Source organism: Streptomyces antnestii (assembly GCF_004005495.1).
GTDB classification, from domain to species: Bacteria; Actinomycetota; Actinomycetes; order Streptomycetales; family Streptomycetaceae; genus Streptomyces; species Streptomyces antnestii.
Window position 1 is genome coordinate 91153 of sequence record NZ_RZYA01000028.1, and the last position, 11071, is coordinate 102223.

9 protein-coding genes and 5 pseudogenes are annotated in these 11071 nt (G+C 69.2%); 7 read left to right on the forward strand and 7 right to left on the reverse strand.

The window, feature by feature from the left end; all coding sequences use genetic code 11:
- Positions 1-21: 21 nt before the first annotated feature.
- Positions 22-448, forward strand: a pseudogene (locus tag EOT10_RS37160) (site-specific integrase); the annotation flags it as partial.
- 47 nt (positions 449-495) lie between these two features.
- On the opposite strand, the gene EOT10_RS37165 reads toward EOT10_RS37160, so the two are convergent.
- The gene (locus EOT10_RS37165) at positions 496-1464 is read right to left on the reverse strand and encodes an alpha/beta hydrolase (RefSeq protein WP_127832805.1); all 969 of its coding nucleotides are present in this window, start codon (positions 1462-1464) and stop codon (positions 496-498) included.
- Between the two features lie 104 nt (positions 1465-1568).
- A complete protein-coding gene (locus EOT10_RS37170; RefSeq protein WP_127832806.1) occupies positions 1569-1886 on the reverse strand; it encodes a putative quinol monooxygenase in 318 nt (105 codons plus the stop codon).
- A 149-nt stretch (positions 1887-2035) separates the two neighbouring features.
- Between EOT10_RS37170 and EOT10_RS37175 the strand changes: the two genes are divergently transcribed.
- The 3 genes from EOT10_RS37175 to EOT10_RS42725 all read left to right on the forward strand — a co-directional run bounded on the left by EOT10_RS37175 (position 2036) and on the right by EOT10_RS42725 (position 4428).
- Positions 2036-2941: an AraC family transcriptional regulator gene (locus tag EOT10_RS37175; protein WP_127832807.1), complete on the forward strand. Its 906-nt coding sequence runs from the start codon at positions 2036-2038 to the stop codon at positions 2939-2941.
- A gap of 159 nt (positions 2942-3100) precedes the next feature.
- Complete coding sequence (locus tag EOT10_RS37180) at positions 3101-3850, forward strand: SDR family oxidoreductase (RefSeq protein ID WP_127832808.1); 750 nt, start codon at positions 3101-3103, stop codon at positions 3848-3850.
- A 449-nt stretch (positions 3851-4299) separates the two neighbouring features.
- A complete protein-coding gene (locus tag EOT10_RS42725; protein WP_262985467.1) occupies positions 4300-4428 on the forward strand; it encodes a hypothetical protein in 129 nt (42 codons plus the stop codon).
- Positions 4429-4607: 179 nt separating this feature from the next.
- Here EOT10_RS42725 and EOT10_RS37185 read toward each other — a convergent pair.
- A pseudogene (locus EOT10_RS37185) lies at positions 4608-4755 on the reverse strand (helicase associated domain-containing protein); the annotation flags it as partial.
- A 23-nt stretch (positions 4756-4778) separates the two neighbouring features.
- Positions 4779-6002 (reverse strand): alpha/beta hydrolase, encoded by a 1224-nt coding sequence (locus tag EOT10_RS37190; RefSeq protein ID WP_127832809.1) that lies wholly within the window; start codon positions 6000-6002, stop codon positions 4779-4781.
- 940 nt (positions 6003-6942) lie between these two features.
- Here EOT10_RS37190 and EOT10_RS37195 point away from each other — a divergent pair.
- Positions 6943-7137 (forward strand): annotated as a pseudogene (locus EOT10_RS37195) (IS5/IS1182 family transposase); the annotation flags it as partial.
- 83 nt (positions 7138-7220) lie between these two features.
- Here EOT10_RS37195 and EOT10_RS37200 read toward each other — a convergent pair.
- Complete coding sequence (locus tag EOT10_RS37200; RefSeq protein WP_127832810.1) at positions 7221-7967, reverse strand: phosphotransferase family protein; 747 nt, start codon at positions 7965-7967, stop codon at positions 7221-7223.
- A gap of 168 nt (positions 7968-8135) precedes the next feature.
- Positions 8136-8402: pseudogene (locus EOT10_RS37205) on the reverse strand (transposase); the annotation flags it as partial.
- On the opposite strand from EOT10_RS37205, the gene tap reads away from it, so the two are divergent.
- Together tap and tpg are read left to right on the forward strand one after the other, a co-directional pair.
- A complete protein-coding gene (tap, locus tag EOT10_RS37210) occupies positions 8383-10110 on the forward strand; it encodes a telomere-associated protein Tap (RefSeq protein ID WP_223281428.1) in 1728 nt (575 codons plus the stop codon). The pseudogene EOT10_RS37205 and the gene tap overlap by 20 nt on opposite strands.
- Before the next feature lie 11 nt (positions 10111-10121).
- Entirely contained in the window at positions 10122-10682 is a 561-nt protein-coding gene (gene tpg / locus EOT10_RS37215; protein WP_127832811.1) for a telomere-protecting terminal protein Tpg, read from the forward strand.
- A gap of 231 nt (positions 10683-10913) precedes the next feature.
- Here the strand turns inward: tpg and EOT10_RS37220 are convergent.
- Positions 10914-11071: pseudogene (locus EOT10_RS37220) on the reverse strand (FMN-binding glutamate synthase family protein); the annotation flags it as partial.

Genomic DNA, 11071 nt, shown 5'->3' on the forward strand with positions numbered 1-11071 from the left:
GGGGGTTGAGGAACATCGGAGCGCGAGGGCTACGTCATGGAGCCCGTGTACTGGGACGCCGGCACCGCCCGCCTGCTGCCCCGGCCGATCAAGGGCCGCACGCGCGGGCCGGTGTTCGTCACCCACCGCAAGCCGGGTCCCAGCAAGGTCCTCGCGCCGCGTGACGTGTGCCCGCACACCGGGCTGGTCCGGCTGTCGTACGGCCAGGCCCGCGCCCTGTTCGACGCCCACACCGCAGTCGGCGGGGTGCCGGGCACAGGCTGGGGCCTGCACGAAATGCCGCCATTCTGGTCTCACCCACCTCGGCGAGGCCGGGGCCGGCCTGCCCATGCTGATGGCGAAGTCCCGGCACAGGCAGCCGGAGAACGTACGGCGCTGCTTCCGCCCCTCGGCGGAGGCGATCGCCGAGGTCACCAGCCTGCTCGCGCCCAAAGACAGCAGACGCTGAGGTCTTGGCCAAGGCTGAAGCGTACGACCGAAACTCGTCGACTTCACCTATGCGGCGGGGTTCGTGGGCAGGAGCCGGGCGAGCCAGTCGGTGCGGGTTCGGCGGGCTGTGGCCGAGATGTGTGCCTGCGGGTACAGGGCGTCGAATCCGTGGAAGCCGCCTGCCCAGACGTGGAGTTCGGCCTGGCCGCCGGCCGCCCAGATGCGGGTGGCGTAGTCGGTGTCCTCGTCGCGGAAGACTTCGGCGGAGCCGGTGTCGATGTAGGTGGTCGGCAGGCCCGCGAGGTCGTCGGCCAGGGCGGGTGAGACGTATGCGGGTACCTCGTCGTGGGTGAGGTCGCCGAGGAGGCAGCGCCATCCGAATCCGTTCATCTCGCGGGTCCAGACGCCGGGCCCGTTCGAGTACTGGAGGCTGGAGGTGGTGGTGTTGCGGTGGTCGAGCATGGGGCCGATCAGGACTTGGGCGGCGATCGTCGGGGTGCCGAGGTCGCGGGCCAGCAGGGTGACGCCGGCGGCGAGGCCGCCGCCCGCGCTGGCGCCTGCGACGATGATCCGGGCGGGGTCGATGCCCAGTTCGGCGGCGTGGTCGGCGATCCAGAGCAGTCCCTGGTAGCAGTCGTCGACCGGGATGGTGCCGGTGGACTCGGGCGCGAGCCGGTAGTCGACGGAGACCACGACGGCGCCGAACTCGTCGAGCCACTCCAGCGGGATGTCGATCTGTGAGAAGCGGTCGCCCATGACCATCCCGCCGCCGTGCATCCAGTAGACGCAGGGTGCGGCAGCGGTGCGATCGCTGTTCGCGGGGCTGAAGACGGACAAGGGGATCGGGGTGCCGTCCGGACTCGCAACGGTGACCTCGCGCCGGTCGACAGCGCGACCTTCGAGGACGAGTTCGACGGGCATCGAGGAGAAGGGGCGTACCTGAGCCAGCACTTCCGGGCTGAGCTGGGACATCAGCGGCATGTCGGCCAGGAGTTCATGCAGTTCGGGGTCGAGGGAGGGGCGTGCTGTGGTCATGGTCGTTGCCTCTCGTGGGTGGTGGCGGGACGGTCGGGCGAGGACGGGGGCCACCTCGGTGGGCACCGAGGCAGCAGAGGCTGGGGTGTGGGGTGTTCGGCGGGTCAGAGGGCGGATTTGCCGCGGACCGGAACGTAGTCGGTGTACTCGGAGTCCTTGGCGAGCAGCGGGTCGATCTGCGCCACGATGGCCTGGGCGGTCCTGCCGGCGAAGACGCGGTGGTGGTCCTCCTCGCTGGTCCAGCCTTCGGCGACGTGGACGACGTCGGGGTCGGATGCGGAGCGGGAGACGAGGTAGACGAGGCAGTATTCGCTCGCGCCGGGGCTGCCCTCGTTCAGTCCGGTCAGCAGCAGGTCGACGAGCTGGTCGCCCATACCGGGCCTGGCGGTCAGGGTGGCGCTGAAGCCGTAGTCGGCAATCATGGATTCCTTCTCTTCCTCTTCGGTGATGGAGTGCGGTGATTCCATTCAAGCGGGTTGACCTGCGAAAACGTTAGACAGATACTCGTTTGCACTTGCACGATCCTCTCGACTTTGGGAACCACGGCGCCAAATGGTGCTGCAATGGACGCATGTACCTCGAAGAACTCCGCACCCTGCTGGCCCGCCATGCGCGGCCCGACTGGACCACCGCCGTCGACGGCGTCCTCATCTCGAAGGTCGACCGCCCTGATCCGCCGGCGCCTTCGATGTCCGGCACGCTCCTGGCGGTCATCGCGCAGGGCGCCAAACGCCTCGCCCTGGGGGAGAGGGTGTTCGAGTACGGGCCCGGGCAGTACCTGGTTGCATCCGTCGATCTGCCTGTCACAGGGCAGTTCACCCAGGCCGACCCCAAGCAGCCGGCGCTGGGGTTCGGTCTCGTCCTGGAACCGTCCGCCGTTGCCGAGCTGCTGCTTGAGGCCGGGCCCGCAGACGCCCCCCGGAGCAGCGGGGGCGCGCCGTCGGGAATCGCCGTCAGTGACGCTCCGGCCGCGCTGCTGGACGCGGTGGTCCGCCTGCTGCGTCTGCTCGACGAGCCCCGCGACCGGGCCGTACTGGCCCCGCTGGTCAAGCGCGAGATCCTGTGGCGTCTGATCACCGGCGAGCAGGGTGCGACGGTTCGCCAGCTCGGCCTGGCCGACAGCAGCCTCAGCCACATCTCGCGGGCCGTGCGCTGGATCCGCGAGCACTACGCGCAGCCCTTCCGGGTCGAGGACGTGGCGCGGCAGTCCGGCATGGGCGTCTCCGCCTTCTACCGCAACTTCCAAGCGGTGACCGCGATGAGCCCCATCCAGTTCCAGAAGCAGATCCGGCTCCAGGAGGCCCGGCTGCTGCTCGCCACCCACCCCGCAGACGTCACCGGAGTCGGCCACCGCGTCGGCTACGACAACCCGTCGCAGTTCAGCCGGGAGTACCGCCGCCAGTTCGGCGCGCCCCCCAGCCAGGACGCCGCCCGCCTGCGTCAGGCCGTGCGTGCGCCGGCAGGTCTCCTGCCCTGAGCTGGGTGGGCTTTACTGGAGGATCGTGCAAGGAGTAGCGAGGATAGTTCTACTATCTCCGCAGGTCAGAACGATTCAATGGGATCACCGGTTCTCCCGTGGAGCAGGAAAATGCCTGCCCACCCGTATGGATCCCACCACATCGCAAAGGGGCACACCATGAAGACAGTTCTGATCACTGGTACCTCATCCGGGTACGGGCGGGAGACCGCCCGCTACTTCCACTCGCAGGGATGGAACGTCATCGCCACGATGCGGACGCCGCGTCCAGGCGTCCTTCCTGAGTCGGACCGGCTCCGCGTCATCGAGCTCGACGTGACCAGGCCCGAGAGCATCACCGCCGCGTTCGAGGCCGAGGGCCCCATCGATGTCCTGGTCAACAACGCGGGCGTGCCCTCGATCAGCGTGTTCGAGGGCACTCCCATGGCCCGAGTGCGGGAGGTCTTCGAGACCAACACGTTCGGCGTGATGGCGATGACACAGGCGGTGCTGCCCCAGTTCCGCGAGCGTGGCTCCGGCGTGGTGGTCAACGTGACCTCGAGCGTGGTGCTGGGGCACATGCCGCTCTCGGCCGTCTACAAGGCGAGCAAGATGGCCATCGAGGGGTTCACCGCATCCCTCGCGCTCGAGCTCGCGCCGTTCGGTGTGCGGGCGAAGACGGTCGAGCCGGGCGCCTGCCTGACGACGAACTTCGCGGCCAACGCGACGAAGGGCGCCTCGCTGGACGAGCTGGTCCCGGCGCCCTACGCACCATGGGCGAAGAAGGCCATGGGCGACTTCACGGGCCAGGACCTGTTCACCAAGGAGAGCGACGTCGCCGAGACAGTGTGGCGAGCCGTGCACGACACGACCGGCCAGCTGCGATTCCCCGCCGGCCCCGACGCGGTCTCGCTCTCCCAGGCGAAGTGATCAGCCAGCAGGCAAGGTCACGCCGCACTGATACCAGGAGCCGGCCCCGCGCCCACGCACCGGGTCGGCTCGCCGTCGGGCGCTCACCCCGATGAACGGGAACCTGACCAACGACGAGAAGCCGGACCGGTTCGGCCCGCCGTGCTCTTGGCTCCGGCCCCCAGGCCCCGAGCACTATCCGCGCCTCCCAGGCCGACCTGATCCACGCCCTGCCCGGCATCCGCCTCCCCGACGTCGCCGAGCTGCGCGCCCGGGGCGTGGCCGGGTGCCTCACAGAGCCAGCACCGGCACCGCGGCGCACCCTCGGAGCCGGCGGCCGCGCCGACGAGGAGCTTCCCGCCTGAGTCGACGGCCGCCGTGCTGCTCCGCGCCGTCCAGGACCTCTGCGACCCATAACCCTCCCTGCACACCACCTACCAGGCGCCAACTCCCCACAAAAAGGAACCAAGTTGAGCCCCTCGACCCTGCGCGCGGCCCTGCCCCCGCCCCGCCGCGCCCCCAACGTTCAAGCCGCCCGCGAGGCCCTGCACCGCGCCCTGAGGCTGCTGGACGACCCCACCCCGCCCCCGGAGCACTGAGCGACGCCCGCAAGCCGCACACGCCGCCGCCGAGGCCGTCCCCTACCGGTGGGAGGACCGCCACCGCGCCGAGTTCCGCCGGAACGTGCAGACGACCACCTGCCGGGCGTCGACATGCACCCGGTGCGCCGCGTACGCGGCCGGCGACCCACCCCCGCTCACCGGCTGGTGAACCCCGTCTTCCGCTGCTGGTGCACCCACCGCCCGAAGGAGGAAGTCCTTCGTGACGCCGGCCTCGGTGTTGTACGGCACTGGGTACAGGCCAATGATCTCGTTCTCCGCCCGCCCCCGGATGAGGGCCTGGTAGCCCTCCAGCCACACTGAGGATGGTGCCTCCAGGCCCGCGGTCGTCATCGCTTTCGTGCTGCGCCTGCTCGCGATGCGATTCCACTGGCGAGCGCCGCGCGCTTGGAACCGGCGTGCCGATGTGGCTGAGGAAGAGTTCCCGACGCCTGCCCCATCATCTGCTGGCTGAGCCAGGTGAACACTGCCGGGATCTGCGGCCGCCACACGGCCATGCTGTGGCCGCCGGCGCTGCGGGGGACAAACACCGCGCGCACCACCGTCGGAGGCCTGGCGATCTGCCGCAGCGCAGCGGCCGCCTGGTAGCCGTCGCCGGCCTCACCGGAGAGGTAGAGCGAGATCCGGGGCAGGGTGCGATAGCCCTTCAGCAGGAAGTAGGGGTTGTTCCGCCGCCGCAGCTGGATGCTCTGTGCGGCGAGTGAGTCGCGTTCGCCGATCGGGTCGTTGTAGCCGGACAGGCTGATCGCGGCCCGGTAGCGGTCGGGATGGGCGACCACGAGTTTCACCGCGCAGTGCGCACCCGCGGAGTAGCCGGCGGCGGCCCAGCCGTCCGGCGCGGACTGGGCGCGGAAGTTGTCCGTCACCATCTTGGGCACGTCGATGCTGAGCCAGCTGTCGGCGTTCACGGCGCCCGGGATGTTCGCGCAGCCCGTGTCGACCTTGGCGATGAGATTGGTGCGCGGCGCCACCAGGATGAACGGTGCCACCCGTCCGCTCTGCATCAGCGGCAGCAGTTGCTCGTGGGCCTTCATGGAGCCGAACCATGCCTTCGCCGACCCCGGGTAGCCCGACAGCAGCTCCACGACCGGGAACTTCTTGTTCTTGTATACGGGATCGTTGTACTGCGGCGGCAGCCAGACGTAGACCTCGGCGTCGACGCCCGACACCCGGCCCTTGAGCTGGGTGACGCGCACCCCGCCGGCCGCGTGCATGCTCGGCCCGTCGGCCTGCGTGAAGGCCTGGCGGACCTTCGGCAGGGCCTTTATCTGGACCCCGCCCGTGCCATCCTTGCCGAGGTTGGCGGCCCGCTGCACATGGTTGCCCGTGCCCAGCAGGTCGGCCCAGTTGTCGTACAGGTTGTTGGCGTTGTTCACCAGGACGAAGACCAGGGTGACCGCCATGACCTGCGCGAACAGCAGCATCAGCATCCGGGCGGCGTGGCGCACGACCACCGGTCCACGGATCCGGGACCACAGGAGCAGCGGCAGGATGAGGGCAACCGCCACCAGGACGATCGACGTGAAGAGCAACGGCGTTCCTGTGAGACTCATCAGCTATTGGGCTCTTCCTGTGGACATCGACCTACATGCACGCCTTCTTAGAGGGAATCAACCGGCCGCAGGTTACGGACGAGGGGGCCACTTACCAAGAAATTGCCAAAACCCACCTGCGGCTTACCAAAACCCACCTGCGGCTTGCCGGAATCCGGCGCCGCGATGGTTCGACGGAACGCCACGAAGGTGGAACCAAAGCTACTGCTCAGCAATATCGGCCTGCGCAGACTGTGACACCCCGGCACGCGCCACACGGGCCATCGACACCCCCGCCCCGCCCACGGGCGCCGGTGGCTCGACCTGTGCCGCACCTGCATGATCACCAGCACCAAGCAGGCCCCCCGCCCCGCCCGTACCGCTCACCGAGACCATGGCCACCGTCCGCGAAGCGGCCCCGCAACGCCGTCGTCTCGACGGCCGTCATGCTGCTCGTCGACCCCGTGCACGCAACGCCCTGACCCCGGACCGCAGTTCCTGATTCAGCATCGGAGCGGCTTTGCGGTTTTGGTATCGCCGCCGGGGAGTGCCGAAGGGTCCGGTCAGGGACTTGCGCAATGCTCCCGCGACACGCGGGGGTGGGCCGCTGGTGCCATGAACGGAGCACTTCACCTCATTGGGCCGTCACCACGGTCGACAGTGCCGACGCGCGGTGAGGGGTGGGAAGGCTCGCGAATCCAACCGCGCTGCTGCGCGTCGGTCCCGGCCCCGGGGCTGAGTGAGTGTTTGGGGTCCAGCGTCACGGACGGACTCATCGTGATCGATCGCGAGAGTGAGCTGCACTCGCGGCTCACCCAGCACTTCGCATCGAAGAAGAGGTGTCGGCCACCAGGCCGGTCCGGACCGGAGGATTTATGTCGACCGACCGCACGACCATCCTGATCCTGGCTCTGCTCTGTGCTGCTGTGGCGGGGATCGCTGTCACCGTCCGGCCCCGCACGTCGCCCGGCGCGGCACCGGGCACGGATCCGGCCTGGGCGTGGACCGCTGGGTCGTGGAAGGAGCGATCGCGCTGCTGCACTGGTTCCGCCGCCTGCGCATCCGCTGGGAGATCCGCGACGACATCCACCACGCGTTCGTCACCCTCGGCTGCGCCGTCATCTGCTGGCGACGACTGCGCACCACACGCTGTTGAGCGTAAGGGCAAGCGATGCGCTCCAGGGGATGGCCTGCTCGATGCGTCAGAACGCATACGTGGCCAGTCCGGCCCCCACAGCCTCACATCCGGGATCTCAGCACGTCGACCTCACAGCCCGGCGCGAAGGGGTCGAAGCCGTGCTCGACCAGCCAGCGAACCCCCAGCAGGCTTCGCAACGACCACCAGGCGTGGATCACGTCGAGGTCGACATCGGTGCCATAACCGGCGATGACGTCGTCGAGGTGCTCCTCGTGTCCGAGCGTCAAGGTGGCGAGGTCGAACAGGGCATCACCCCGGCCCGCCTCGGACCAGTCGATGATGCCCGTGACCTCGTCGCCGTCGACGAAGACGTGATCGATCTGCAGGTCGCCGTGCGTGAACGCCGGAATCCACGGCCGGAGCGCGGCCTCGGCGACCTGGCGGTTGCGGGTGACCAGGGCGGCGGGCAGGACGCCGTTCGTCACCAGCAACTCGCACTCGCCGTCGAGTTCCGCCGCCAACTCGTCGGGACTCCGGCGGCGCCGACCGGCCCAGGGCGGCAACGGTGCTTCGTGCAGCTTCCGGATGGCGGCGCCCGCCGCGGCCCACGCCACCGGCGACGCGGTTGACGGCTCACCGAGACGGCCGAGCACCGTCCCCGGGAGTGCGGCGATCGCGAGGACGGGCGCCTTGCGCCACAGGACCTCCGGGGTCGGGACCGGCGCGAGGGACATAGCCTCGACCTCGACGTCGATGCGCGCCTGATCGGCGTCCACCTTCAGGAACACGTCGCCGACGCGCAGAGTCGCGCGCTCGGAATGGGCGACGACGACTTTGACCTCATCCATGGGCGACCAGTATCCCGGGGAAGTTCGCCGACGTCGCCGGGTTTATCGCATGCGATTACGCGGCTGCCCGCGTCCCGCTACCCGGCGACCTCGTGCACGACACCATCCTCTGACCAGGTCAAGCCCACCATTTTTGTTAGGAGTCCTAAGAGGGCATCTGATCAACGTTCAGGGCGTGTTGACCGATTCGCCGGTTTCGATTCGCCAGGTTGGTGTGGATTCTCCCGTGAGCTCGCGGCTCATTTTGTTAGCCATCGCCCAGTGGATCATTGCCCGGGACCGCTGAGGCAGGGTTTCGTAGTCCCGCGCCAGGCGTCGGTGCTGCATCAGCCAGCCGAAGGTCCGCTCGATCACCCACCTCTTCGGCAGGGGCTGGAAGCCCTTTACTGTCGGCCGTTTGACGACCTCGACGTCGATGCCCAGGCCGGCACCGTGCCGGAACACACTGGTCGACGGGCAGGTGCTGGCGTACTGCACCGGCGGCCTGGTCCTCGACGTGCCCGCCAAGTCCCTCCCGTCCCTGGTCGACTGGACGCTCAAGGAGGCGAAGCTCGGTCAGCCGAAGCTCTCTAAGCCGGGCAAGGACGCCGATCCGCTCCTCGTGCTCACCGAGGCTGCCCTGGAGCGCTACGGCCTCCCGGCCACGCTCACCGAGGAGGAGAAGCTCGCCGGGCGGATCCCTGAGGGCCACAAGGTCATCAAGCAGCTCACGCGCGCGCAGTGGCAGTTGACGAAGCGTGGGTTCGGCCCGTGGGCGCGGATCTACCGCCCGGCCACCGGATCGGAACGGGCCTGCGTGCAGCTGTGCATCCCGTCGTGGAACGCGCTGGACACCCGGCACTGGGGCGAGGCCGGGCAGCTTCCACCAGCTGAACTGGCCCGCGTGCTGGGCGTGTACGCGTCCCGGGTGATGACCCCGCGCGGCTCCACCGCGGTGACCGGCCTCGAGCTGATGACCGCGCTGCACCCGGCGACCCGCGCCTCCGCGCAGGATGCCGACGGTAAGCGGCACTCCGAGCACAACCCCGGCTCGCTCGGGAAGGACCCGCTCGACTGCGCGCCGTGCGAGGCCCCGGACGGGCACCCGCTCCTCAAGGACCTGCCCCGCTTCCACGTACGCGGCCCCGGCGAGAAGCTGTTCGAGGAGGCATACGACTGGGCCCGGCCGATGACGGATGCCGAGTGCACCCTGCGCCACCTCGTCGGCATCGACGTCAACATGGCCTTCGCCGCCGGAGCAAACGGCCTGAACGTCGGTCTCGGAGCACCCACCCACGTCACGAACCCGGTCTTCGACCCCAAGCTGCCCGGCAGCTGGCTGGTCGACCTCTCACACGTCGACCTGTCGAAAGTAAAGGTCGCCAAGGACACGTGGGTGGAGCTGGACGGCTCGTTGCTGCCCAGCCCGTTCACACCGAAGGGCGAGCGCCCCGAAGGGCCGGCCTGGTACGCGACACCGACCGTGGCATACGCCGTGGAACTCGGCTACGAAGTCCGCCCGGTGGAGGCGTGGGTGCGGCGGGAGAACGGCCGCTACCTGGACGGCTGGTACAACCGGCTGCGCGACGCCTACCTCGCCACGATGGCCGACCTCGGCGTCGACGCCGACCTCGCCCGGCACGACTTCCTCACGGCGATGGACGACTACAAGGCCCGGGACCCGGAGCTCGCGATCGTCGTCTCGGCGGTCAAGGCGACCGTGAAGGGCGGCCTGGGCAAGCTCCGCGAGCGCCCCCGCGGGGAGGGCTGGCGGCCCGGCGAGCCGTGGCGCGCCCTGTCCCGGCCCACCTGGCGGCCGGACATCCGCGCGGCGGTCATCTCCCGCACCCGCATCAACCTGCACCGCAAGATTGTCAAGCACGCCGCCTTCACCGGGCAGTACCCGGTACCGGTAGCAGTCCTGTCCGACTGTGTCGTCTACGCCGCGGGCGGTCCCTCGCCGCTGGACTTCCTGCCCTACCTGGAGGGCAAGCCGCTGCCCGGCGGCTTCAAGCTCGGCATCAACCCCGGCCTGGTCAAGCACGAGGGCACCCAGTCCGTCCTGTGGGGTGAGGAGGTCCGCGAGCGGTTCAACGCCCCTGAGCTCAACCTCGCCCGGTACATCAAGGACGGCACCGTCACCGACGTCGACAACGGCGAGTAGGGGAGTAGGCAGTGGCCAAGGAGTTCGGGGACGGCCTGGACAAGGCGGTGCAGAAGGCGTTCACCCGTCCCGCACCCAAGACCGCGGGCCCGCAGATGCGGTACCTGGTCAAACAGCTCAAGGGCACGAAGGCGGTCGCCCAACTGCTCGGCGTCTCCCAACGGCAGGTGGAGCGGTACGTGGCGGGCACCGCCAAGAAGCCGCGCGCCGACCTCGCCGCCCGCCTGGAGCGCGAGGTGAAAAAGCGGTGGCAGCCCCAGATCCGGGCCAAGGCCCGAGAAAAGGCACCCTCCACCGGCGGCATCGTCATCGACACCCGCGCCCGCATGGGCTACACCGCGCCGATCGGGTCCACGGACCAGGACCGCATCCGGCACCTGACCGTCGCCCTGCCACCCCGCTACGCCGCCCGCCTCTTCGACGCCCAGGAGGCCGGTGCCAGCGACGCCCGGCTCAAGGAGATCGCGGCCGAAGCGCTCAAGGAGGTGTACTTCCAGGACGGCGGCCGCCGCGCCGGCAGTCTGGAGGAGGTGCGGTTCACGGACGTGGAGCACCTGGAGTTCGAGCTGTAGAGGCCCTTGCCCGAACTGCCCGCGGGCATCAATTGTGACTGAGCGCTTCAGTTTGCGAGCGAGCGGTTGAGTTGGCGGGTTGAGCGTGCGGTGTCGATGTGCATCGAACAGCTGCAGGCCGGCTGGACGCATCGGGGTGCTGCTGCCCCACCATCACGTCGTGCCCGCCTACTGGCTGGTGTTCCCCTCGTGCTTCGCACGGGGAATTGGGTGTTTGTCGCTGTCGGCGCGTCAGACGGCCGGCTTCTGGACGGAGGTTGCCTTGGTGGCGATCAGTGCCGTGATCTCATCGGCGAGGTGCGGGCCGAGTTCGCCCCAGCCGTCCTTGTAGCCGTAGACGCCGGCCAGAGTGCGGCCCTCGTAGTCGCCGTTCATGATCTCGATGTCGT

What these genes read in the sequence shown, in the direction of transcription:
- tap (WP_223281428.1), top strand. Translation starts at nt 8,383, where the DNA reads ATGCCCAGGCCGGCACCGTGCCGGAACACACTGGTCGACGGGCAGGTG.
- EOT10_RS37180 (WP_127832808.1), top strand. Translation starts at nt 3,101, where the DNA reads ATGAAGACAGTTCTGATCACTGGTACCTCATCCGGGTACGGGCGGGAG.
- EOT10_RS37165 (WP_127832805.1), bottom strand. Translation starts at nt 1,464, where the DNA reads ATGACCACAGCACGCCCCTCCCTCGACCCCGAACTGCATGAACTCCTG.
- EOT10_RS37175 (WP_127832807.1), top strand. Translation starts at nt 2,036, where the DNA reads ATGTACCTCGAAGAACTCCGCACCCTGCTGGCCCGCCATGCGCGGCCC.
- EOT10_RS37200 (WP_127832810.1), bottom strand. Translation starts at nt 7,967, where the DNA reads ATGGATGAGGTCAAAGTCGTCGTCGCCCATTCCGAGCGCGCGACTCTG.
- EOT10_RS37170 (WP_127832806.1), bottom strand. Translation starts at nt 1,886, where the DNA reads ATGATTGCCGACTACGGCTTCAGCGCCACCCTGACCGCCAGGCCCGGT.
- EOT10_RS37190 (WP_127832809.1), bottom strand. Translation starts at nt 6,002, where the DNA reads ATGAGTCTCACAGGAACGCCGTTGCTCTTCACGTCGATCGTCCTGGTG.